This window comes from Faecalibacterium sp. (assembly GCF_052358865.1).
Classification (GTDB): Bacteria; Bacillota; Clostridia; order Oscillospirales; family Ruminococcaceae; genus Faecalibacterium; species Faecalibacterium butyricigenerans.
The window spans coordinates 1-24,728 of the sequence record NZ_DAWCVJ010000037.1 but is presented as its reverse complement, the minus strand read 5'-3'; the positions used below and the strand labels follow the sequence as shown (position 1 = coordinate 24,728).

Sequence of the window (24,728 nt, the reverse complement as noted above, 5' to 3'; positions counted from 1 at the left end):
CGTGCCCAAGATAGTTAGCTGGAAACGGCTTGTGAAAATAGGTAGTCGCCGACTTTTGTATGGCCCGTTGGTCAAGCGGTTAAGACAGAGGCCTCTCACGCCTTTAACATCGGTTCGATTCCGGTACGGGTCACCATATGCACCTCTAGCTCAGTTGGTAGAGCAACTGACTCTTAATCAGTGGGCCCAGGGTTCGAGTCCCTGGAGGTGCACCAGATATTGAACGTCAAATCGTAAGATTTGGCGTTCTTTTTTGTTATGTAACCCCGAAAAATCGGGGATTGCACGGTCAATGCACGGTTTTTGCACGGTCGTAGTTTTCGCCAGCAGATTTTGCAAGGGGCGAAATTGCTTGAAAATGCGTGTCGGATTTTGCATCAGGTCAGCAGAGCCAGACGGAGCTGCGCCTTTACTTCGGGGTCTGCATTCTTCAAAAGTTCCAGCAGAGCAGTCATGGAGATAGTCGGTTCGCCTGCGGCGGGTACAGCCTGCGGGCTGGGGCTTTCCTGTTTAGCATAGAACCCTTCCTCAAATTTCCTGCCCAGCTCTACACGGGAGGACTGCTGGATATGGGCGTAGGTGTTCACCAGCATATCTGCCGTGGCGTGTCCTGTGGTGCCCTGAACGGCTTTCACATCGCCGCCGGAGATCATCAGCTGATAGGTTGCACTAGAGTGCCGCAGACCGTGGAACACGATACGCGGGAACTCCGGGTGTGCATCCTGCCATTTCAGGAACTTTTTGCGGATGAGTACCGGCTCCACCGCCAGACCGTTGGGCAGACGGAACAGCATTCCGCTGTCGTGGTAGCGTGTCGGATCTTTCATCTCGTCTGATGCCAGCTGACTTAGCCACTTCTTCAATTCCTCTTTCAGTGCGGAGGTCATGAAGATGGTGCGGCAGGAGGATGCCGTTTTGGTGCTTTTCAGGATAAGGGAAGTGGTACTGCGTTCCAGCTTGTCCGGGAATACCTTGATGATGCAACCATCGTCCACCTGATTCAAGGCTTCTTTTCGCACCCGCTGCATGGACTTGTTGATGCGAAACGTTCCGATGCCATCTGCGGCATCAAAATCGAGATCTTCCGGGGTCAGACCTACGATCTCGCCCTCTCGCAGTGCGCCCACCAGTGTGAGGTGGACTGCCAGATGCAGGATGGGGTCCTCCATGCTGTCCAGAGCCGCCCGCATCTCCTCTACCGTCCAGATGGTACGTTCCTGCGTGGACTTCTTGGGGCTGTCCACGGGAACAGGGCTTTTGACAAGGATGCCCCACTCTACGGCATACTGGAAGGCTGTACCCAGCAGCCGATGAACCTCGTGGATCGTCGTGCCGGAAAGGAACCGCTGCTTCTGCTTTTCAGTCAGTTTCTGCTTCTTGCCCTCAATATACGAACCGCAGGGTGTTTTGCTCAGGGTCGTGTAGAGGTTTTCCATGTGGTAGGGCTTGAGTTTTTGCATCTCCATGCTGCCGATATAGGGGATAATAAGGTTCTGGATGGTGGAAAGGTTGGATTCGTAGGTTTTGGGTGCCCACTTGTGCTTGCTGCACTGCTTGGGCAGCCAATCCATGAGGAACTCTGCTACCGTCACCGAGGACGGGATCAGAAAAGTGCCAGCCGCCAGTTCGTGCTCAATTTGCTTCTTTCGGTTCGTTGCCTCCTCTTTTGTAGGAAAACTTTCCCATTTGTCGCAGCTCTTGCCGTGTTCATCTTCGTAGGTGTAGCGGACGCTATAAGAGTTGCCGCGTTTTGTAATATATGCCATACTGTTGCCTCCTTATCAAGCTGCCCGGTTGAGCCACGCATCGAAGCTGTCCTTCGGGACACGGATGCTTCCGCCTACCCGCAGAACACGGAATTCGGTGGTGCTGTTGCACAGGTTGTAAGCAGAGCGCAGGCTGATGGCCAGCATTCGCGCGATCTCTTCCACCGTGTACACCAGTTTCGTGGTTGCCGGGCTGTCAGTTGGAGACTTGACGGCATTGGTTTGAGTGACCACTTCCATTGTAGTGGGATTCGAGTCCTTTTGCAAGAACTTATTCGTATAATTTTCAGATTTCACAGTTTCGGTCATGTCAGGCCGATTCAAATTCATAGGCAGACCTCCAATTCCTTGTAGCCGGGTGACTTTTGCACCCGGCAATTTTTGTTTTCCAATGTTTTCAGTTTATCCGATCAAGCGTTTCATGCGTTCCAACTTTTCCTGCGCAGTTTCCTTGCGGAAACTTACACCGATACAGGAGATTGGGACGCATATTTCCAGCAGGCGGTCATAGATGCGGGCATGAGGGGTATCCTGTGGGTGGCGTATCTCGTCCAGCGTCAAGTTGGTGGTGACGATCAGTGGTTTCCGGCTGCGGTATCGGCTGTCCACGATGCTGTAGATCTGTTCCAGTGCGTATTTGGTGCCACGCTCCATGCCGAAGTCGTCAATGATAAGCAGGGGATAGCGACAGAGCTTGTCCACAATATCATTTCGCCCGGAAAAGCTGCCGTTCAACTCGTTCAGGATTCGTGCAAAGTTTGTCATGCGCACAGGCACCTCCTGCTCCATCAGAGCGTTTGCAATGCACCCGGCAAGGAAACTCTTGCCGGTGCCTACGCCGCCCCAGAGGAGCAGCCCTAGGTTCTCTGAGCGCATGGCCTGCCACTGCTCTACATAGCGGTGTGCATGGTACATCTGCGGGCTGCGGCCATTGTCGTTTTCAAAGGTCCAGTCCAGCATTGCCGGGTCAGAAAACCCCTCAGCTTTCAGCCGCCGTACACGGTCAAGGTGTTTTTGCTGGTTGATAAGGGCTTCCTGCTTTTTTCTTTCCGTGCGCTGGCAGCTGCATTCGACAGGGTGTTTGTTCTTGCCCATCAGAGCGACGCCTTTTGCGAAGAACGCTTCCCTTGGCGTATGACATTTTCCGCAGTAAAGCAGACCGTCCTTGCCATAATAATCCTCGGTATTTTTGGGAATACTGGAAACGGACTGTTCCAAAATTTTTTCAATCGTCTTTATAGGCTTTCTCCTTCTTTGAATGTGTAGTCCGGGATGCCCGGTGTCGATTTTTGTTCTGTTTTCTGCCGCTTTGTCCAGATGCGCAGGGTGGCGGCATGGTCGGCGTACTTTCTGCCGGTGGACTGGATATAAGCTGAAAGCTGCTCGATCAGATCATCCAGCCCGGAAAAGTCGGATTTGAGCCGCTTATACTCTTTTTCCGTCAGAAAGACATTGCGATATTCTCCAAAGGTCAAATGAGCATCTGTTGTTTTTATCAGGTGGTTATCTTTCAGGTCGTTCTTATTACGTTGGTTAGGTGTGCATTTTTGCGCAATCATGTTGCTCATTTCTGCACAGTCATGCTCGGCATTTTTGCTTACTATGACAGTGCAATTTTGCGTAGTATGTGGAACCTTGAGCAGAATACGGCTGGGCTTGGAAAATCCACTGCGGATACGTTCCACGAGTTGTGCATTTTCTAGTTCAGTAAAAGAGCGTGTTATGCTGGAAATGCTGCATCCCAAATCTTTTGCAAGACTGGAAAGCGGATAGAGTACATAAATGCGACCCTGTGCATCGATCCAGTTGTTCTTTTGAGAAAGCGTTGCCCGGTCCAGCAGCAGGGTGTAGAGCAGCTTTGCTGTGTGGCTCAGGTCTGTATCCAGCAGAAAGCGGGCATAGGGTAGATATCGCGGTAAGGGCGTAGTGACAGTCAGGTAGTCGGAAATAGAATTCACCTCCAGCGTTTTATATCAAAAAATGGCGCAAAGGTTTGCACTCCTGCTCCGGGCAAGCTGACAGACAAAGATTTGTGAATTTCTGCCCGCAGCTCGCTCGGTTTTTTCAGTGGGCCATTTTGACCCACTGATTCCGTTACGGGTAAAAACAAGTGCCGGGTGGCGGCACCTGATTTTCAATGACCTTGATGCGTTACAGATGGAATCAGTTGGTCATTTTGGCCAACTGATTTTTACGGAGTGGGAGTGACGTGTTACAGATAAAACCGGAGTTATCAAAATGGGAACTCCGGTGGCTCTGCCACGGATGCAATCAAGTTATCATTTTGATAACTTGATTTTGATACGGCTACAATCAAGTTCCCGAAGTGGGAACTTGATTCGGCAGGAGTTGCAAATCAAGTTACGGAAAGCGTAACCTGATTTCAGATGACAGCCCAAATCCCCACTTTGGGGATTTGGGAGTGAGCAATTTAAGCATTACGGTTTTTTGGCACTTCCCAGAATGGGAAGTGCCACTTTACTGAACAAAAGCAAGCGTAGATAAGGAACTTGACAAACTTTATCAAGCTCCTCAAAGAGAAGCGTGAGCCGTTACTTTACGCTTGCGGTAGTCTTTCTGCCGACAGGCGTTGCTGCAATATCTGGCATCCGCCCGAATCGGCAAGAACTGCTCACCACAGCAAGGGCAGGTGTAGGCTCCGCGCTCAATGCGCTTTTTAAGACTTTTTCGCAAGTTCAGCATCCGGTGACCGCAGGTCTGGAAGCTGCAATATTTGCGGTTCCGGGTCTGGGTGTAGATGACCTTGCGGCAGCATTCACACTGGATTCTGTGCACACTGGGGTCACCGTCAATGAAATATTCCATCAGGGTGTCCTGATTTTCACGTTCCCATTGTTCTGTTGTCATAGGCATCCTCCTTTGGCTGTTACAGGTGTGTGGTGGATAATGAAAAGCATTATTTGCCCCAAATGTTACGGGTATATGGTGGTTATCAAAATGGTAACCACCACTTTCACACAATAAAGCGTTACGATTGTCTGGTTGGTGATCAAAATGATCACCAACTAAAATCTGTGTGTTATGGCTGGGTGGTAAGTGGACAATTTGTCTATTTACCACTTCCAAGTGGTGAATTACGGTTTTCGTAACCCACCACAGAGTGACCGTGTTACGGTAATTTGGTAAGTACTGAAAAGCAGCACTTACCAGATTTCACCGTGGCTTGACAAAATGTCAAGTCGAGGTTAAGCGTAACATGGATAGAATCAATGTGTTCAATTTGAACACATTGAACGAGCTGTAACGTAGAAGATGTTTCTGGTGAATGACGCTTTGTGTCATTCACCACATCAACTGGCCATTTTGACCAGTTGATATTGGGTGTGCCGTTCTCCCTGCATGGATTTCCTGCCCCCTTCCGGCGGCGTTTTCCGGCTCGCTCTTGCGAGGTCTTTGCCGGGTATCCCATGCAGACGGTCTTTCGATTTTCAAGGTGCGGTGCTGGATCTGGCAATAAAAAATCGCCACACAACAACCGAAACCTGACCATCCCTTCCGGGATGGCCTTGGTTCGGGTTCGTTATGTAGCGATAAGAAAGTCAAAAACTTGCTCCGGCTCCTTCAGGAGCCGAGCTGGAACTCTAAGTAAATATGTTATATTAAATTGTTGGAATAGACTACCACAAAAATCGAGCTGTGTCAACAAAAAGATTTGAAAATACGCCACTTTCGGCGGGTTGCAAGAAAAGGCGATGAAAACTTTGGCAAAAAGAGAGAGGGCTGGACGGTACCGGTCCCCTTGTGGGTCATAATGCCTTTAGAGGATAAGATGCACGGTCAGCGCAATTTTGTGCTGAATGTCGGGTTTGGGAGAAACCCAACAAGCGTTTTTGAATTCGGATTTGTAAAATCTGATTCAAAAATTGCGAGTTGGTACCGGCTTGCCCTGCTTGCTGCGGATGCAAACACGAAAATTTTCTAAGAAGAAAAATAACCGTCCGCTTCAAGTTGAACTTAAAAACGGACGGTCTTGACTACAAAATGATTTTCAAATTTGGAAAGCGCATTGAGAGGCTTCATAGTTGTTGCAAGCAATGCAGACGTATATACATCTGCTTATTTTGCTCTGCAAAATACTTGTTGGGAATTCCCAAACCCTTTCAGAACTGCACCGTTTTGGCGCAGGCTTTAAAAGAAACTCGTTCATATTTCTTTACGCCATTGATTGCACGAATTCAAAATGCTATAATTTTAAGAAAAGAAACAATGTTTTTGGTGTTTTCGCCCAATTGGTTGGAGAGGTATTGCAATGAATGCGGAAGTCAATGTAATGAGCGTGCTGATTCGGAAATTTCCTGATAAGAAAATCTTCTATGATGAGTATCAGGTGCTGAAAAGAGATGAGACGATTTGCCGAGAACTTTACAATTCTGCAGATCGGGATGGAATTGACACAGGCACAGAATGGAAAGGTCGCAAAGCATGGCTGGAGATGCAGGGCTTTGTGTTTTCAAATGTTGAGCGCGATATGGAGCGCGTGCCAATTCAATCTGATGAGTGCCATTTTGAGAAACTTGAGTCACTGGTTGAGTTTGCGTATAGCAAATGTGCGCTTTTGGGAGAAATTATTGTTCCAGAAGAACTGAGTGAAGCATTTAGTGAAAAGGGAAAAGAATTATTCAATCGCTTTTTAAGCGAAAATCGGCAGCAGAACCTGTTGAACCCGTACGAAAAGAAGTTGCTGGTCTTTCATATTGTTCAAACCATTCGAGACTGGAATGAAGATGAGGATGAATCTGATTTACAGTTCTGGAAACGGCTTTTCAGTTCATATCATGCGGCAAAACAATATCAGCAGACTTCTTATCTAAAATTGCGAAACTTAATTCGGCAGGTGCTAGAAGATAACCATTGCTATTTTGTTCCTACGGAAAACTCAAAACGCTACTATGTATCTATGATGACGCACGCATTGGCACCAAAGCGGAAAACGGTGGCATTGCTTCGATTGCTTTTTGGATTTTACGAAGACAGTCTTCAGTACCAGTACCGTCCAGATGATGATGTCGCTTTCGAAGTTTTTGTTAATTCACTTAAAGGACGTTGGAATGATAACATTCATGGAACAGAAGAAATTAGATCGGACGTTGTTAGTCCTGGTATAAAAACGTTGACCGAAAATCGGAAACAGTATATGATCAAGCTGTGCAATACACTGCTTGGAAAAATCGATTCGCTTATTGCTGGTGATTCTTCTGAACTGTATCCGAGCCTTTTCTACTGGGATAAATTGATTGTAGACTGGTACAATGATCAGGCACCTTATGAACGCGCACAACAAAGGCGTATCCGGGCTGGAAGTGCCAATGAATTTGTTGCGCTTCGCAAGAATCAGATTCAAATTCAATATGTCTTGGATCAGGAAAAACAGGTTGGAATTCAGATTCCCGCTATCCGATATGATCGGCAGTACAAAACAGCTCCTGTTGTTAAAGTTTACCACGAAGGTCAATTGATCGATGAACATATCAAATTGCGTCTGTATAGAGACGAGAACTTTCTCAGAAGCAGCAAGATGGTTTTGCCGCTTCTGCAATATCGTGATTACCTAAAAACAGATTTTTCGTTCCGGGTTGAAATTTGGACGGATGGCGAGCTTTATTATAGTACAGACCAAAAACTTAACTGCGATTGGATCTGCTTTAGTGAAAGTGGTAAGGTCAGTGATACATCAATCGAATCAGGATATTTGCTTTTGCCCTATAATAGTGATTTGGAGTGCGCAGATGACCAATTAGAGCGTGTTAATTATGATTTGGAACTTTACAGGGTCAACTTTTCCTGTACAGATCAGTTGCGTATAAACGGTATAGACCTCTTTTTCAAAGACGGAAAAGCGCAGAAGCTTCGTTGCAGTTTTTCTGCATCGGCAGTGCAGAACGCTAGCTATTTTAACGAGCAAGATGATGTGCCAATCATGATCTATGCTGCACCAACAAAAATGAGAATACAGTTTTCGGAGAAAAAGAAGTGGGAATCGTATAGACTGTATTTGGATGGTGTTATGGTATCAATCGAGCAATATGCTCAAACCGAGACCGTTCAAATAGAACTTTGCCCAGATGGGAAATTACACAAAATTGAACTTCAGGAATTGTTGTCCGAACGTATTGCATGCGAGAAAAAATATCTCTGCATTCCCGGCTTCTCAGTTGAAACGGATTATCCGATTTATTTGGATGAACCAAACTCAGTGCAGATTAACATTCCAGCAATTGGCATAGAAAATGTATCTTATCAATCCGAAGCAGGAAAACAAACGATTGAAATGCCGTATGAGAATGGCACCATTCGTTTCAGCATTCCGGTAGTGCGGAGTGAATTTATGGGTGAAAATATTTTTGCCCATAAAGAATGGAATTTGTGGTACGAGGATATTCCTCAAAATGCTGTTCTTCGAACTGCCACACCGGAAGGATGGTCTAGCAAGGTACGCTTAGGAAGCCAGCAACTTACATTTTCTTCAACCGAAAAAGGTTATGAAATCGGAAACTGCTTGAAAACCTATAATCATGAAGAACGTGAGGCTGTTTATTTGTTCCTTGACATTTTTAGAGATGGAACAATGGAAGCATATCGGTCTTACACACTTGCTAAAATTTGCTTTAAGGAACACTTTATAAAGCCGCCATTTGAAATTAGAGATGATGCATTGGTATGGTGTGCTGGAGAAAACTATATTGGAGAGCATGGAAAAGAAAAGTATCTATCCGCAGAGCTTTCCGTTGCAAACGATAATGTATGGACATATACTCTAAAAACAGAGCCGGAGTTTGTTGAGCCTCGGTTTGCTAAAAAGATTCCAGAAGGGGAATATCCGTACTCGGTTTATATTGAAAAGGCTGAGCAGAAAAAGTCTATCTTTGGAAGGAAAGAAGAAACCCAGAAGATCTTGATTGGAAATTATCGACTGACAATTGGTGAGCCGAACTCTTTTAGATTCAGAGATAAATGTTTGATATTATCGAGTGCACTCTGTTATGATCCAGAAAAGGGAAAAAGCGAAAAAATCTCTCTCAAAGAACACGCACTCAGAATAAGAGCACTGTGTTACCTTGGCGTTTCGGAATTACCTTATGAGAGTGAAAGCGCATACCCCTGTTACTGTGGAACGCTGGAATTTTATGATGGAAAGAGTGGCTTCTGGAGGGCGTTCAACACGGATTTGAATGACAGCATTTTTGAACCCATCAACCCAGTTAACATTTGGATCATTGGAGAAAAAGAATGTGTCCTGTATCCGCAAAATTATGATGATGCAAGTATCATCATTGATCCAAAGTATGGAAGTATTCGAAATAAACGTGAAAGTGCATTGAATCCAATGGATCGTAAACGTGGAAAATTGCCCGATAGTTTTAATTATACCGTGGAAGTGGAGTGATAATGATGTTCAATCCAATTGTAGCTTCGGAAAATATCAAAGAAAGTTTTGTCGATTATATTACGACTTCTTTCGATTTTCAGGACGAAACCTATGCACGAGAATTGCGTGAAGAACTAAATAAACCCGGCATGATTGCCAAAGGCCCTTATATTGAGTTGAGCGGTTCTTATGAAACGACAAAAAGCATTCATCAGCTGATTACAGAGGGCGTGGCATCGCCGCTGTTTGATCAACTGGAACCTTGCCCGGAAAAGGATAAGGAAATTCCCTTGGATAGACCTCTGTATGCACATCAGGTCAAAGCGTTAGAACGTGCAATGGAACACAAGAACCTTGTTGTTACAACTGGTACGGGTTCTGGTAAAACCGAGTGCTTCCTGATACCTATTGTCAACAGTCTGCTTCGAGAAATCGAGGCAGGCACGTTAAGCAATGCGGTTCGTGCCATTGTGATCTATCCTATGAACGCTTTGGCTAATGACCAAATCAAGCGTATGCGTGCGTTGCTGAAGGGGTATCCACAGATTCGGTTTGGATTATACAACGGTAATACGAAACATTCTGAAACGGAGGCTCGGAGTCAGTATCATAGGATGCATGGAGCGGATTCTAATCCTCTGGAAAATGAAGTGATTTCCCGTGAAGCAATGCAGAAAACGCCCCCGCATATTTTGATTACAAATTACTCAATGCTTGAGTATATGATGCTGCGTCCAAAAGATGATGCGGTTTTTTCTGGCGCACAGTTAAGATATATTGTTTTGGACGAGGCGCATATCTATAAAGGGGCAACTGGCATGGAAACTGCGCTTCTAATGCGTCGATTAAAAGCGCGTATCAGTGCGCCCAAAAACGTGCAGTATATTTTAACAAGTGCAACTCTTGGCGATAAGGAGTCCAATGGTGATATTATAGCGTTTGCTGAACGGCTTTGTGGAGAAAGGTTTGAAGCGGATAATATTATCCGCTCGATTGAGCGCAATCCGGAAATGAAATCCTTAGATGATTTTCCAATGGAACCATTTCATATGATTGCCTCAAATCAATTTACTCCGGGCGAAATTCTAAGAAATTATGATATGGACTATGCATTGGATGCATCCGATGATGAAAAACTGTTTGAAGTATGCCTTCATAGCAAATTGTTTCACGAAATACGGGTGTTGATCCAGAAGAACGGTCCCATGACGGTTAACGCTCTTTATAATGCACTTTCAAAAGAAAATAATTTACAAGAACAGCGAGATTTGATTGATTTTATTGATGTGTGCTCGCGGGCGGAAAAAGATAAGGTTAGTTTGGTGAAAGTGCGCTACCACTTTTTCGTTCGGGCATTGGAAGGTGCTTATATTACACTGACTGATCCAAAAGAGCTTTTTTTACAGCGTAAAAAAACGCTGACCGTGAATGATCAAGATATTGCTGTTTTTGAGTGTGCAATTTGCAGCCATTGCGGACGCACAGCCGTTGTTGGAAAAACTCAGGGAGACAGGAATGAACAATTTCTGCAACAGGTTAGTCAGTGGGAAAAAGGACAAGAATACTATATTCTGAAGGAAAATGAATCCGAAAATCTTTCGGATGAAGATGAGGAAGAATCTGATGAACAGATGGCGGGGGAAAACGACTATGCGCTCTGCCCGATTTGTGCACGAATTGCTCCGGTTGCGAATGTGCAGTTGGAGGGATTATGTGAGCACGATAGTTCCAAATATTTGTATGTGACAAAATGCGAAAATCCGAAAAACGCTGACACAGGTTCAGTAAAATGCCTTGCATGTGGTTTTGGACGACTGCGGAAATTTTATCTTGGTAGTGAAGCGGCTACAGCAGTTCTTGGTACAGAACTTTATGAGCAGCTTCCGGAAAAAGAACAACGAGTGATTGAGCCTGAAAAGAGGGCGGCGTCTTCTGGGATTTTTGGAAAAAAGCAAATGCAAACGACCCAAATGGTTGCTAAGGCAAGACAATTTCTCTGCTTCTCAGATAGTCGCAGTGAAGCGGCATTCTTTGCTTGTTATATGGAAAAATCGTATGATGAGTTTTTGCGCCGCCGTGGCATTTGGCATGTTGCGGACGAGATGAAAGCAGAAGGCAGAACTTGTATTCAGGTGAAGGATTTTGTCAGAAGATTGGCAAGCTATTTTGAAAGCTGTGATAGCTTTAGAACATGGGATGCAAAGCCTGAAGAATCCTTCGCTGATGTTTGCATAAGAAATGCATGGATTGCCGTCTTGAATGAGATGTTCAATGCTCGGCGTTCAAGCAGTCTGGCATCAATGGGAGTATTGTCGTTTGAATTTGCGAAGAATGATGATGAAGATATGCTGAATTCGGTAGGTGAAACCTACAATGCTTCTCCGGTCGACATAAAACAATTGTTGAATCTAATTGTTCTTGATGCCGTATACAGTGGAGCACTGACAGCGAAGGAAGCTCATCTGACACAGGCAGATAGAGAGTATATTTTCTTTACCCCTGTTGAAAAAACACTGAAACTGGTAAAAACAGCTGAAGACTCCGGGAAAAGTCAAATTATAGGGTGGGCAGCGCGGCAGCGTAGCAATGGAAACTACTATTATAGTGCAAGGTTGGAACGCACCAAGAGTATTCTAAATGTTTCGGCAGAGGATGCAAATGTCTTTCTGGAAGCTTATTGGTGTGAGATCTTAGGGAATAATCGAGAGGATGATTATGCTTTTGATGCGGCAGATTTCCGAATTCGGTTGAACGGAGATCCGAAACTACAGTTCTATCGGTGTAAAAAATGTGGTAAAGTCACGGCTCATAATTGCCAGAATCGGTGCGCCTCCGTTAAATGTTCTGGGATGTTGGAAGAATACGATCCTTCTGTTAAGCTGACAACGAACCACTATGCCAAATTGTATCAAAGTGAGCAAATGAAACCGCTTTATATTAAAGAACATACCGCACAGCTGTCCAGACAGCAGCAGACGGTGTATCAGGAGGCTTTTGTCAACAAAAAAATAAACGCACTCAGTTGTTCGACCACGTTTGAGATGGGTGTTGATGTGGGCTCACTGGAAACAGTTTACATGCGAGATGTTCCGCCAAGTCCTGCAAATTATGTTCAGCGCGCAGGCCGTGCGGGTCGTGCAAGACATTCTGCTGCATTTGTCCTGACGTATGCAAAACTTAGTTCTCACGATTTTACATTTTATCAGCATCCAACAGATATGATCAGCGGTAAAATTAAGGCCCCTATCTTTGAGATTGAAAACAAAAAGGTAGTCTATCGCCATATTTATGCAGTGGCTCTTGCTGATTTCTTTGCTGTTCACCCTGAAGTCTATAATCATAATAATGCTACGGTCTTCCTCAATGGTGATGGATATCAGAAATTGAAAGACTTTCTGACAAGAAAGCCATCGTATCTTTTGGAATTGCTTCAAAAATCTATACCGCAAGCATTGCATAATATCATGGGTATAGATACATGGGAATGGACAGAACACTTGATTGGGGAAAACGGTGTTCTTGAAATTGCGGTAACTGATTTCCAGAATACAGTCTTGGAATATCAGAAGCAACTTGACAGATTCCGCCGCTTGAAAGATGACAAAGGGGCCAGCGATTGCAGTTTTCAGCTTCGGGCGTATCGAATGGCAGATGAAGATCATGCTGGTCAGAGAAAAATCATTGATTTTTTGGTGCGCAGTAACGTTCTTCCTAAATATGGATTTCCCGTTGATACGGCTGAGATGATGACACAGCTTTCTACATCGGGTAATGATAATTCACTGCAACTTGTGCGTGATTTACAAATGGCAATTGCAGAGTATGCGCCCGGATCGCAAGTTATTGCTGATGGAAAAATGTATACAAGCCGCTATATCCGTAAACTGCCAAAGTCGACCAGCTGGGAAAATGGATTTTTCTGCCAGTGCCCGGATTGTCAACAACCTAATTTTACAAAACTCTTGTCCATTGCTGGAAAGGAGTGCGTTTCTTGCCATACACTTATCAAAAAACGAAATTGGCACAAGACCTTGGAGCCGCGGCTTGGCTTTATTGCAGAAAGTGATCCAAAGCCTGTGCCAATGAAACGCCCTGAACGTGAGTACAAATCGGATGATTATTATGTAGGTGACACCTCTTGCAATATAATCAACAAGCAGCTTTTTGAAAGTAATGGACAAAGGGTCGAAGTCGAATCTACTACAAATGATACATTAGTGGTTGTAGTTAGTACAGACTATATGATTTGTCCCATTTGTGGATATGCTACAGAAGGAAGCGCATTCTTTAAGATTCCACATCATACGGCAGCGGGCTATAAATGCAGTTTGAAAGAAAAGCCAAAGGAACAGTATTATTTGTCCCATGATTTCAAAACAGATGTAGTGAAACTGACATTTATGACACTTGCGGCGGGTGATTATACGCAAATGCTTTCTGTTATGTATGCTCTATTGGAAGGTGTATCACGCCAGTTAGGAATAGAGCGTACAGATATTAAAGGAACACTCTTTAGTGAAGATAAGGAGGGTTATCGTGTATTTTCGGTAATTCTTTATGACGCTGTAGCTGGTGGTGCAGGGCACGTTAGACGACTGGTTACCAATGATGGTAAGGTTTTAAATTCCGTCATAGAGAAGGCAATTGAGGTTTGTGATAGTTGCGATTGTGATGGCTCTTGTTATAAATGTCTGCGTAATTATTATAACCAGAAAATACATCATCTGTTGGATCGATCTGTTGCTGCAACCTTTTTGAAACAGTGGCGGAATTTGGCGGTTGCCACCAATACGGAATCTTCGGCAGATGTGCTTGATACGAATAATAGTGAACAGCGAGGATCCACCTGCCAAAAAGGAAGCCGTGCACTTATTATCCCGGAATACCCGGAAAATGAGTGGATGACATCTTCGGAAGCTCTTGCAGAATTGGCCGATCCGGGCAATGGATTGTCAGAGGAAACAAATGAAAAGCTTCAGAGAATCATCGACATGATAGCGGAAGATGATAAAAAGAATGCTTGCATGGATATTGAAATGCCGCTGAATAATGGGGAAGGTGTGCGCCCCGATGTTATTTGGCCGCAGCAAAAAGTTGCATTGTTTACCGAAGCAGGCCAGTATGAGCAATTGAGCGAGTATGATTGGACAAGTTTTTTATTGGATGAACATTTTGTGCCAGAAGAATTGCTTCAGTGCATCAACGAAAAGGAGTAAGGATAAATGGCAAGGATGATTCCCGAAATACCGCGCGAATTTGACCCTGCAAGTCACGAGGGTGCGGCTTTTCAAGCACTCAGCCGCCTGCCAGACGATTACTATGTGTTTCATTCTCTATCGCTGGTGACGATCAATCAGAGAAACTTTTTTAAGGAGCGTGAAATTGATTTCCTTGTAGTGAACCAGCAGAAGGGCATTTTGTGCATCGAGGTGAAAGCAGGCTCCGGGATTCACTACGAAAACGGCCAATGGTATTACACGAATGGAACACTGATGCCACACGATGGTCCGTATAAGCAGGCAGAGAGCGCTAAACATTATCTGATGTCAGCATTTGAGATGCAGCAGGATAATAATATTAGAAGCCTCAAGTCAAAGTGCAAATTCTTGCATGCGGTATGGTTTCTGGATATGCCAAGAAGTCGTTTTTCACAGTTGACACTGCCACTGGAAGCTGACCGGAGAATTACGCTTTGTGGAGATGATCTGGAGAACCCGACACCCGCGATCGAGCGAATTTTTAAGACAGAAGTCAGCAATGCAACGCAGCCATTGCTGGATGGCGAGTTCAGGCTACTGATGGAAAAGTTCTTCGCACCAAGGTTTGACCTGATCCCAACACCTAAATATCAGAATCAGCGGATGCTGGAAGGATTCAATAAGCTTTTGGCAGAGCAAACACGGATTCTGGATTTTCTGGAGGAACAGCCTACGGCTGTCATCAACGGAGCTGCGGGAACAGGGAAAACCATGATAGCCGTAGAAAAGGCACGGAGAAATAGTGTTGCCGGGGAAAAGGTTTTGTTCCTGTGCTATAATCGTCTTTTGCGAGATAACCTTGATCAGACGCATAAGCATTCTGAAGATGCAAGCTATAATGAGCAGTTCGGAAATGTAGATTTCTATACGATCAGTGGTTTGGCGCAGAAGTATGCCGGCTCTTATGATGATTGGGAGGGACTGGAAGAATGGCTTTATAAAGAAGGCTTCCCATATAAACACGTCATTATTGATGAAGGACAGGATTTTGCACTTCTTCCGTCAAAGGAAGAAGGCGATAGAAACGTTGAAATCATTGATGAACTGCGTGAGGCGGCTTTGCAGTCTGGTGGAACATTTTACCTTTTCTACGACCGAAACCAAGCAATTCAAGGTGAACGTAATCGGACATACGAGTTGCCGAGTTACATTGCGGATAGTGATTGCAGATTGACACTTTATCAGAATTGTCGAAATACCAGTGCGATTTCCCAGACTTCCTTAACACCGCTTCAGCTTCCGCAGAAACGGTGGAGCGGCTCTAAAGTAATAGATCCTTGGTCTGTTCGGGTGGAGAAACCTGTATTTCATTTGCTGGATGATGAATCGTTGATTGTGGAGACGGTCAATAAAGTGCTGGACGACCTTCAGGCAAAGGATGTAACGGATATTGTTTTATTGACAGTTGGCACGATGGCTTATACTGCGCTCCGCGATGGACTGGAATCGCTTGATGAAGGTGCAGACAAGTACTGGTACTATTGTTACAAACGTAAGCGTTATCGCATGACAACTGCACAACGCTTCAAGGGGCTAGAAGCAACAGCGATCATTATGGTGGATTTGAAACCCGATTCGTTTGCCGGAAAGAATGGTATGGTTTTTTATGTTGGTGCATCGCGGGCAAAGCTGTTTCTGGATTTTGTGGCAGTTATCCCGGAAGGCGAGTATAAGAATGTCATCCAGTCGGTGAAGGAAACGGAGCCGGTCAATAAATCCGCAAAAAGACTGAGAAATGTTATCCAAGATTTATTCCATGCGAGGGTCGAGGATACACGGTTGTCGTCTATTTCAGAAATGAATCCTTAATAATAATCCGGCGCTCCAAGAAGTGCAAGTGCGCTTCTTGGAGTGCCGGATACGTTGGAAAATAAAATGGAGCAGGGTGACGGTCAATCTTCCAGTCTGCTGTGTTCGCAGTCAAGCGAGAGGTAATGTTCGATCTCCCCACCCAGTACAAGCTGTGCGTACTCCAAGGGCTTATTGTAGAGCAGCCAGTCCAGTTCTGCACGCTGTGCCGGGGTGTTGCCGTATTCGTCCTCCACGGCGATGCAGTCGATGGCAAGGGTAGTGCCATCCTCGAACCGGGCTTCCACCCGGTTGGTGTCCATGTTGTAGCGGCAGGAAAGCAATTTCATCATAGTAGTATCCTCCTAGACTTGATTTTGATGTGCGGCCACTCAAACCAATGCCGTCAAGCCGGTGGGGGGATAGAGCGATTTTGTTTGTCGGAGAGTAGGTGCACGGTTTCTGCACGGATTTTGCACGGTTTCAAACCGTGCAGAGGGGACTTCTCGGTGCAAAATCCGACAAAGGATGCAGAAATTACCGGGTGAAAAATCACGTTGTTTTGATTAAAAATTACGATGACTCGAAACTTCCATGAAATGAGGCGAACCGGCGGCTTGCTCTCTTAATCAGTGGGCCCAGGGTTCGAGTCCCTGGAGGTGCACCACAACAACAAAATCCGAACTTTTTTCCGATAGGAGAAGGGTTCGGATTTTTTGTGTTCTTCGGAAAACAGAACGAATCCCTTGCTTCCATCGAAAAACGTCCTAGACCTTATCATAAGAAAGCACGACAGACCACTGTAAGAGTGCCGTAAGGCAGAGAGGAGAGAGCCTGCAAGTTCAACATGGATACCGGCTGCGTGGAGCTGCTGCTCCGGGATGGGAGAATGATCTCCATTGACTGCACTGGGGTCGAGGATGAATTGGACGTGACCATGGCGCAGAGGACGGAATTGGACTACCTCATCTACAATGACCCACTGGGCTATGCCGATTTGATTCTGAACGGAGACCTGGAGAAATATTTGAAGAATGTAGCTGGAGGTCATGGACTAAAATCATAAGATAAATCAATAAACACCCAAAACGGAGACCTTTTATAAGGTGCTCCGTTTTTTAGGTTGCGTAACGGCGATTTTAATCTTGCACTGCACTGGAAAGAATGCTATACTAGGTAAGTTGAAGCTAACTGTGGTATATTTGACCGGATTCAGGAGATCGCGAAAGAAGATGGAACTCAAACAGCTAGAGTATTTTACCATTGTATGTGAAAAAGGAAGCTTCAGCCAAGCGGCAGAATGTCTTTATACATCACAGCCCAATGTCAGCAAGGTGATTTCCTCGCTGGAAAAGGAGCTGGGGAGAAAATTGGTGGAGCGGAGCAGCCGAGGGCTGCGAATCACGCCCTACGGTGAGACCGTGCGCGATTATGCAAAAGTCATTCTGAAACACGCTTCTCTGATCAGCTCGATGGCGACGCACCACAATGGCAAAAAATTCACGTTGGCAACTTACCCCAGCAATATGATCACGAATCTTCTGGTGGATTTTTATCGGCACTGGGGCAGAGAATACATTGTCGAGCATCAGGAGGGCAGTGTCGAAGAGGTCAGCAACTGGGTGGCCAGCGGGCAGACGGAAATCGGTATCGTCTATATTGCACAGCGTCAACTGGCGGCGTTCCGGCATATCCTTGGACATAAGAATTTGGAATTTGAACCGCTCGATGTAAAAGAAGCCTGTGTCTATGTGGGTCCCAATCACCCATATTACGAGAGAGACTGCGTGGATTTCTCGGAGCTGTCCAGCTTGCGCTTCATAGGGGCGGTACGGGACTACTTTTCTATGGAGCATCATCTGGACCGGGTCTCATTGGGTGCTATCAGCACCAAAGATTTGAATTATTCCATTTACTCGAATAGCGACCATATGACCATCAATGCGCTGATGCAGACCGACCTGTGCAGCCTTGGCATCAATTTTATGCACCAGCCGTATAAACACTATGACATTAAGAATCTGAAAATCAACGGATGTGAGCCGTTTTTACTGATTGGGATCGTCCGGCCAGAGGGTGATGAACTAAGCGAAGCAGCACAATGGTTTATTGAAAATTTCAAAAAGCTGCTCTGAGAAAAGGTTTGATCTGCCATAACAATTTGTTATGGAAAACCATGCCGATTTCATCACTGGTCAGGCGGGACAAACTGTGGTATCCTATGGGAGCGCCGCGCAGCAAGCGTGGGGCTCCTTTTTCGTTATAACTGATGTTTTTTGATACCACAGGAGGAAACACACTATGAAAATCTCTCGCAGAAACTTCTGCCTGCTGATGGCGGGTGCCTGCTGCACCGGCGTGCTGGCTGCCTGCGGCTCCAGCTCTTCGTCCGCTGCTTCGTCCAGCGCTGCATCCGCTTCCGCTGCGGCATCCGGGGAAGTCCGCGATGAGCTGATCTTTGTCAACTATCGTGATATTCGTGATCTGAACCCGCATCTGTATGCGGGCGAAATGTATGCCCAGAGCATCCTCTACGGTACATTGGTCAGCATTACGGCAGATGGCTATGAAGGCTGTCTGGCGGAAAGCTGGGACATCAGCGAGGATGGCTGTACCTACACCTTCCACATTCGTCCCAATGTTCTGTTCTCAGATGGCGAAAAGTGCGATGCAAATGCTATCCTTGCCAACTTCAACGCCATTCTGGAAAACCGCGAACGCCACACTTGGCTGGAAATGATGAACCTGCTGGTGGGTGTGTCGGCTCCTGATGAAAATACCTTCGTCATTGAGATGAGCGAGCCTTACTACCCCATGCTGACGGAGCTGGGCTGTATCCGTCCCTTTGCCATGATCTCCCCCAACTGCATGATCAACGGCAGCACGAAGGATGGCGTCAATGGCCACATTGGCACCGGTCCCTATGTGCTGACGGATTTCGTGACCGATGAATATGCGGTGTTTGAGCGGAACGAGAATTACTGGGGCGAAGCTCCGGCCATCCGCAAGATCACGGTCAAGGTCATTCCCGACAACCAGACCCGTATCATGGCTCTGGAATCCGGCGAGATCGACCTGATTTTCGGCAAGAACATGATCGATGCCGATGCTATCAGCCAGTATCTGGACAGCGACAGGTTCACGGTCGGTCTGTCTGACCCCACCTCTACCCGGCACATCGTTATGAACACCACCCATGAGATCCTGAGCGACCCGGCGGTTCGTAAGGCATTGCAGCACGCTACCGACCGTCAGACCATCTCTGATGGCATCTTCTACGGTCTGGAGCAGCCTGCGGATACGCTTTACGCCACCACGGTTCCCTACTGCAATGTTGGCCTGAAGCCGTATGAGTACAGCACGGAGACTGCGGCGCAGATCCTTGACGAAGCTGGATGGGTCCTTGGCAGCGACAAGATGCGCGCCAAGGATGGCAAGCAGCTTGCACTCGACCTGCTCTACAACAGCGACAGCGTGACGGAAAAGACCATCGCCGAGTATCTCCAGAGCGAGTACCTCAAGCTTGGCATTTCCATGACCATTCACGGCGAGGAAGAGCAGTCCTACCGCGATAACATGAAGGCTGGCAACTTCGATATGGTGTTCAATATCTGCTGGGGTATGCCGTATGACCCGCAGTCTTCGCTGGCTGCAATGCGTGCCCCGGTCTATGGCGACTATGCCGCTCAGCAGGGTCTTGAGGACAAGGCAGAAATTGACGAAGCCATTACCAAGATCCTGACCTCTACGGACGATGCCGAGCGTCAGGAGCTGTATAAGTCGGTTCTGACCAACCTGCACGAGGATGCAATGTATCTGCCGCTGACCTATGAGTGCAACAAGGCTCTGTACACCTCTGCTCTGCACGGTGTCCACTTTGGCACCGACCAGTATGATGTGCCCTTTGCGGATATGTATTTTGAATAAAAATTGACAGGGAAAGCCGCTTCGGGTATGGAGCGGCTTTTCTTGAAGAAAGGACTGCCCATGAAACGCTATGTTGTACGCAGACTGTTGATGGCGATTCCGCTGCTGCTGGCCATTTCGTTTGTCTGCTTCTGCTTTATCAATCTGATTCCGTCCAACCCGGCGGAGGTCGCGCTGCGCGTCCAGCAGACCCCCGTGATCACGGAGGAGATCATTGCTGCGATGGAAGAGCAGCTTGGTCTGAATAAACCCTTCTTTGTCCGTTATTTTGACTGGGTGCTGGGCTGTCTCCACGGTGACTTTGGCATCAGCTATGTCAACCCGAAACGCACCGTGGCGGGCGAGCTGCTGCGCTGCCTGCCTGCGACCCTTCAGCTGGCAGGAACTTCTTTTGTCATTGTGGCGGTGCTCAGCATCCCCATTGGCTTCCTCTGTGCAGTTTATAAGGACGGCTGGTTTGATAAAATTATGCGCGGACTGGTCTTTGTGACGACTGCCATGCCTGCCTACTGGGTGGGTCTGCTGCTGATGTGGGGCATTGGTGTTAAATTGAACTGGCTTCCCACCAATGGCAACGGAACATGGCGGCATCTGATCTTGCCGTCCTTCACGGTGGCATTGAGCTATATTTCGACGTATATCCGTCTGATCCGCAACAATATGCTGGAAAACATGAAACAGGACTATGTGCTTTACGCCAATGTGCGCGGGCTGCCACAGAAGTCGATTCTGGTCAAGCACATTCTGAAAAACTCCATGCACACCTGCATCGTGGCGATGGGCATGAGCATCCCGCAGCTGATCTCCGGCACCATCGTGGTCGAAAATGTTTTTTCGTGGCCGGGACTTGGTACGCTCTGCATCAGTTCCATCTTCAATCGGGATTACCCGGTCATCCAGACCTATGTCCTGCTGATCGGGGTACTGTTTGTCCTGTTCAATCTGCTGTTTGATATTTTGCAGACCGTCTCTGACCCCCGTCTGCGCAAGGAGGACTGACCATGAAAGAACGATTCTTCCGCAACCGCACGGCAGTGTTTACCGTTGTGTTTGTGCTGCTGGTGGGTCTTGTAGGTGTTCTGGCTCCTGTCATTGCGCCCAACGACCCCTATGAGACCAATATCCTGAACAAATTTGCATCCTACAGCCTGCAATATCCGCTGGGCACAGACCAGCTTGGCCGCTGTGTTCTTTCCCGCATGATCTATGGCATCCGTCCTACCCTCGGCCTTGCCCTGCTGACCATGTTCGGCACCATCAGTCTGGGTGCCATTCTTGGCATCATGGCGGGTTATTTCCGGGGCATCGTAGAAGAAGTTATCATGCGTGTGGTGGATGTGATGCTCTCTTTTCCCAGCCAGATCATGGTGTTCGCTGTGGTGGCACTGCTGGGTGTCAGCGTCCAGAACGTCATTATTGCAAATGTTTTCATCAAGTGGGCGTGGTATGCCCGCATGATCCGCACGGGCGTAATGCAGTACTGCGACCGGAACTTTGTCCAGTTTTCCCGCTGCGTGGGAATGCCGGAGCGGTTCATCCTGTTTCGTCATCTGCTGCCCTCCATTACCTCCGATTTGGTGGTTCTGGCTTCGCTGGATGTAGGCTGGGCGATCATCAACATTTCCACGCTGTCGTTCTTGGGACTGGGCGTGCAGGCTCCCACGCCGGAATGGGGCGCAATGCTCAATGAGGCAAAAAATGTGATGACGTCGAACCCGGTGCAGATGATCGCTCCCGGTATCGCCATTGTGGTGCTGGTCTGTGTGTTCAACCTGATGGGCGATGCTCTGCGCGATGTGCTGGACCCCAAGGAGGTGCAGAAATGAACCCTGTTTTTGAATTGAACGATCTGCACGTTTCTTTGCAGAGCCACCATAAGGAAATCGAATTGGTGCGCGGGGTGTCCTTCGCAGTTGCTCCCGGCGAGTGCCTCGGCATTCTGGGAGAAAGCGGTTCCGGCAAGTCTATGTCGATGAAAGCGGCGATGGGCCTGCTGGACCACAGCTTCCATGTCAAGGGCAGTGCACAGTTTCAGGGGGAAGAGCTTCTGGGCAAGAGTGCCGAGGAACTGCGCCGTCTGCGCGGTGGGAAAGTTGGCATCATTCTTCAGAACCCAATGACCTGTTTTGACCCGCTGTACCGCATTGGGCAACAGATCGCTGAGACATTTTCGGCGCATAATAACTGGACAGCAGAGGAAATTCATAACCGCTCACTGGAACTGCTGGAAAAAATGCGCATCCGAAACCCGGAGGAAGTGCTGGAGAAATATCCGCATCAGCTTTCCGGTGGTATGCTCCAGCGCATCATGATCGGCATTGCAACAGCCATGAAACCAGCTCTTCTGATTGCAGACGAGCCAACCACGGCCATTGATGCCATCACCCAGTATGAAATTCTCAATGAACTTCTGCATATCAAAGAAAATCATAACACGGCCATGATCTTCATTTCGCATGACCTGAACGCCATTTCTCGCGTGGCAGACCGTATCGTGGTGCTGAATCACGGAGCGGTGGTAGACCGCGGCGATTTCCAGCATATCCTGCATCATGCACAAGACCCCTATACGAAACTGCTGGTGGAGAAGCGCGCGGATGTTATGCGTCGGTACACCGCTGTTTTGAATGGCAAAAAGGAGACTGCCCATGCTTGAACTCAAAAACATCAATGTAAGCTTCCGCAGTGAGCGGCAGGATAAAATTTTTGGCCATACCCGGCAGCAGGTGTTGTTTGATGTGTCACTTACCGTAAAAGAGGGCACCTGTCTCGGCATTCTGGGTGAAAGCGGTTCCGGCAAATCTACGATGGGCCGTGTGCTCTGCGGACTGCTCAAACCGGACAGTGGCGAAGCCGTTCTGGATGGCGTTTCGGTCTACGCTTCCCGTGCCGGACGGCGAAATCTGCAAAACAAACTCAGTATCGTGTTTCAGGATTACACAACCTCCGCAAATCCCCGGTTCCGCATTCGGGATATTATTGGGGAAGGGCTGACCGTACAGGAACGCAGAGAGGGCAAAAAACTGGATCGGAAAGCAGAAACGAGCCGTTTGCTGGAACTGGTCGGTCTGCCTGCCGATTTTGCAGACCGATTCCCCCATGAACTTTCCGGCGGACAGCTGCAGCGTGTCTGCATCGCCCGTGCGGTGGCCTGCAAGCCGGAGATCATTCTGTTTGATGAAGCGATCTCCTCGCTGGATGCGCACACGCAGGTACAGGTCATGGACTTGCTGCGGGAACTGAAAGACCGCCTTGGTTTGACGTACATCTTTATCACCCATGACCTGACCTCCATTACCTATCTTTGTGATGATGTGTTGTTCCTGTATCAGGGCCGGGTAACAGAGAATCTGCCGGTAGAGCGCATCAGTGAAACGAAGGACGAGTATGCCCGTAAGCTGCTGGAATCCATTGTCGTCTTTGATACGGAGGAATCGGCATGACGCTGTGCGGCTTTGAAATCGCCCCCGGCGAAAAACGGCAGGTGAAACTGCCTGTTCCCGGCGGTGCACCGCTGGAAGCATGGCTGCTGTGCGGGGCGCACCCCGGAAAGACGCTGGTGGTCACAGCTGGGGTGCATGGCTGTGAGTATGTCGGCATTCTGGCTCTGCAAAAATTAGTAGAAACGCTGGACTGTGCCACTCTTTTTGGACAGGTCATTTTGCTGCCGCTGGTCAATTCCAAAGGATTTTTTGCAGGGGTAAAACAGCTGAATCCGGCAGATGGCAGGAATCTGAACCGGGAATTTCCCGGCAAGGAGGATGGAACGGAAACACAGCGGATGGCATGGACAATCGAAAAACTCCTTTACCCGGAAGCGGATTTTCTTCTGGATCTTCACGGCGGAGACTGGAATGAAGAACTGGCCCCGTTGGTATTCTTTCCCTGTGGAGCCGGGCAAAAATTGGAGCGGGAGACCCGCAGGGCGGCACAGGCTCTTTCGGTTTCCATGCGGGTCTGTTCAACAGCCCGAAATGGATTGTACAGCTGGGCAGCACAAAAAGGAATCCCTGCTTTGCTGTTGGAGCGAGGCGGAAATGGCCGCTGGACTTCCGAAGAGGTGGAAGCAGATTGCGAAGATGTACTCCGTCTGATGAACCATCTTGGAATAAGAAAAGGAGAGTTCGATGCCGTTCCGCAAACAGAGATTGCAAAAGCCGTCTACGAAGAAGCTCTGGCAGATGGATACTGGTTTCCGCAAGTCTGTGCTGGGCAGGAAGTATTAAAGGATGCACTGCTGGGCAGGTGGAAAAGCTCCGATGGGACGCAGAACTGCGAAGTCCGTGCAAGATTTGCAGGGCGGGTTTTGTATGAGACCACTGCACTGGGCGTTCGCAGAAATGACCCGCTCGTTGCATATGGAACAGCATGAGTTTCCATAAAAACAAAAACAGGGTGCGCCCCTGAATAGGACGCACCCTGCCATCGCAATTCACAATTTGATTTGTTGGCAACAACCGTGAATTGCATATCGCAAATACGTTGTTGAGAATTGCACTGCTTGAAAAACTTGCGATTAAATCCGCATACGACAGCGATATGTACAACAGGGCGTTCCCCGTAGCAGAGTTCCCATAAAACAGTATTTGCAAAAGTTCCCTA

General features: G+C 47.4%; 16 protein-coding genes, 2 tRNA genes and 1 pseudogene. 13 read left to right on the top strand and 6 right to left on the bottom strand.

Features of this window, described 5'->3' with window-relative positions:
• The first annotated feature begins 61 nt into the window (after positions 1-61).
• Positions 62-136 (top strand) — tRNA-Glu (locus tag ACT8X9_RS07665).
• Positions 137-139: 3 nt separating this feature from the next.
• Positions 140-215: transfer RNA gene (locus ACT8X9_RS07660), tRNA-Lys, on the top strand.
• A 162-nt stretch (positions 216-377) separates the two neighbouring features.
• Here ACT8X9_RS07660 and ACT8X9_RS07655 read toward each other — a convergent pair.
• From ACT8X9_RS07655 to ACT8X9_RS07635, 5 genes are all read right to left on the bottom strand, one after another.
• Positions 378-1,766 (bottom strand): site-specific integrase, encoded by a 1,389-nt coding sequence (locus ACT8X9_RS07655; protein ID WP_444268608.1) that lies wholly within the window; start codon positions 1,764-1,766, stop codon positions 378-380.
• A 15-nt stretch (positions 1,767-1,781) separates the two neighbouring features.
• Complete coding sequence (locus tag ACT8X9_RS07650) at positions 1,782-2,096, bottom strand: helix-turn-helix domain-containing protein (protein WP_097773129.1); 315 nt, start codon at positions 2,094-2,096, stop codon at positions 1,782-1,784.
• Positions 2,097-2,168: 72 nt separating this feature from the next.
• The gene (locus tag ACT8X9_RS07645; RefSeq protein ID WP_444268609.1) at positions 2,169-2,996 is read right to left on the bottom strand and encodes an ATP-binding protein; all 828 of its coding nucleotides are present in this window, start codon (positions 2,994-2,996) and stop codon (positions 2,169-2,171) included.
• Positions 2,997-3,001: 5 nt separating this feature from the next.
• A complete protein-coding gene (locus tag ACT8X9_RS07640; protein WP_160141209.1) occupies positions 3,002-3,724 on the bottom strand; it encodes a replication initiator protein A in 723 nt (240 codons plus the stop codon).
• A gap of 574 nt (positions 3,725-4,298) precedes the next feature.
• Positions 4,299-4,634: a hypothetical protein gene (locus ACT8X9_RS07635; RefSeq protein ID WP_005922736.1), complete on the bottom strand. Its 336-nt coding sequence runs from the start codon at positions 4,632-4,634 to the stop codon at positions 4,299-4,301.
• A 1,402-nt stretch (positions 4,635-6,036) separates the two neighbouring features.
• Between ACT8X9_RS07635 and ACT8X9_RS07630 the strand changes: the two genes are divergently transcribed.
• Genes ACT8X9_RS07630 through ACT8X9_RS07620 form a run of 3 tightly spaced genes read left to right on the top strand, consistent with a single transcriptional unit; the run spans position 6,037 to position 16,220 of the window.
• The gene (locus ACT8X9_RS07630) at positions 6,037-9,171 is read left to right on the top strand and encodes a hypothetical protein (RefSeq protein WP_444268607.1); all 3,135 of its coding nucleotides are present in this window, start codon (positions 6,037-6,039) and stop codon (positions 9,169-9,171) included.
• 2 nt (positions 9,172-9,173) lie between these two features.
• Positions 9,174-14,369 (top strand): DEAD/DEAH box helicase, encoded by a 5,196-nt coding sequence (locus tag ACT8X9_RS07625; protein ID WP_444268606.1) that lies wholly within the window; start codon positions 9,174-9,176, stop codon positions 14,367-14,369.
• A gap of 6 nt (positions 14,370-14,375) precedes the next feature.
• Positions 14,376-16,220 (top strand): NERD domain-containing protein, encoded by a 1,845-nt coding sequence (locus ACT8X9_RS07620; RefSeq protein ID WP_444268605.1) that lies wholly within the window; start codon positions 14,376-14,378, stop codon positions 16,218-16,220.
• An 83-nt stretch (positions 16,221-16,303) separates the two neighbouring features.
• Here ACT8X9_RS07620 and ACT8X9_RS07615 read toward each other — a convergent pair whose 3' ends face one another.
• Complete coding sequence (locus ACT8X9_RS07615; RefSeq protein WP_444268604.1) at positions 16,304-16,552, bottom strand: DUF6061 family protein; 249 nt, start codon at positions 16,550-16,552, stop codon at positions 16,304-16,306.
• 470 nt (positions 16,553-17,022) lie between these two features.
• Here ACT8X9_RS07615 and ACT8X9_RS07610 point away from each other — a divergent pair.
• The 8 genes and pseudogenes from ACT8X9_RS07610 to ACT8X9_RS07575 all read left to right on the top strand — a co-directional run.
• A pseudogene (locus ACT8X9_RS07610) lies at positions 17,023-17,265 on the top strand (DUF6061 family protein); the annotation flags it as partial.
• A gap of 166 nt (positions 17,266-17,431) precedes the next feature.
• Positions 17,432-18,334, top strand: a complete 903-nt coding sequence (locus ACT8X9_RS07605) for a LysR family transcriptional regulator (RefSeq protein ID WP_097772697.1) — start codon at positions 17,432-17,434, stop codon at positions 18,332-18,334.
• Positions 18,335-18,500: 166 nt separating this feature from the next.
• Positions 18,501-20,126, top strand: coding sequence for a nickel ABC transporter substrate-binding protein (gene nikA / locus ACT8X9_RS07600; RefSeq protein WP_444268603.1), 1,626 nt, complete (start codon positions 18,501-18,503; stop codon positions 20,124-20,126).
• 60 nt (positions 20,127-20,186) lie between these two features.
• Positions 20,187-21,125, top strand: a complete 939-nt coding sequence (opp1B, locus tag ACT8X9_RS07595; protein ID WP_165853678.1) for a nickel/cobalt ABC transporter permease — start codon at positions 20,187-20,189, stop codon at positions 21,123-21,125.
• Between the two features lie 2 nt (positions 21,126-21,127).
• Positions 21,128-21,952: a nickel/cobalt ABC transporter permease gene (gene opp1C, locus ACT8X9_RS07590; RefSeq protein ID WP_444268602.1), complete on the top strand. Its 825-nt coding sequence runs from the start codon at positions 21,128-21,130 to the stop codon at positions 21,950-21,952.
• Entirely contained in the window at positions 21,949-22,782 is an 834-nt protein-coding gene (locus tag ACT8X9_RS07585; protein WP_444268601.1) for an ABC transporter ATP-binding protein, read from the top strand. Before opp1C ends, ACT8X9_RS07585 begins: the two co-directional genes overlap by 4 nt.
• Positions 22,775-23,569, top strand: coding sequence for an ABC transporter ATP-binding protein (locus tag ACT8X9_RS07580; protein ID WP_005935741.1), 795 nt, complete (start codon positions 22,775-22,777; stop codon positions 23,567-23,569). The genes ACT8X9_RS07585 and ACT8X9_RS07580 overlap by 8 nt, the downstream gene beginning before the upstream one ends.
• Positions 23,566-24,498, top strand: a complete 933-nt coding sequence (locus tag ACT8X9_RS07575; RefSeq protein ID WP_444268600.1) for a M14 family metallopeptidase — start codon at positions 23,566-23,568, stop codon at positions 24,496-24,498. Before ACT8X9_RS07580 ends, ACT8X9_RS07575 begins: the two co-directional genes overlap by 4 nt.
• Positions 24,499-24,728 lie beyond the last annotated feature (230 nt).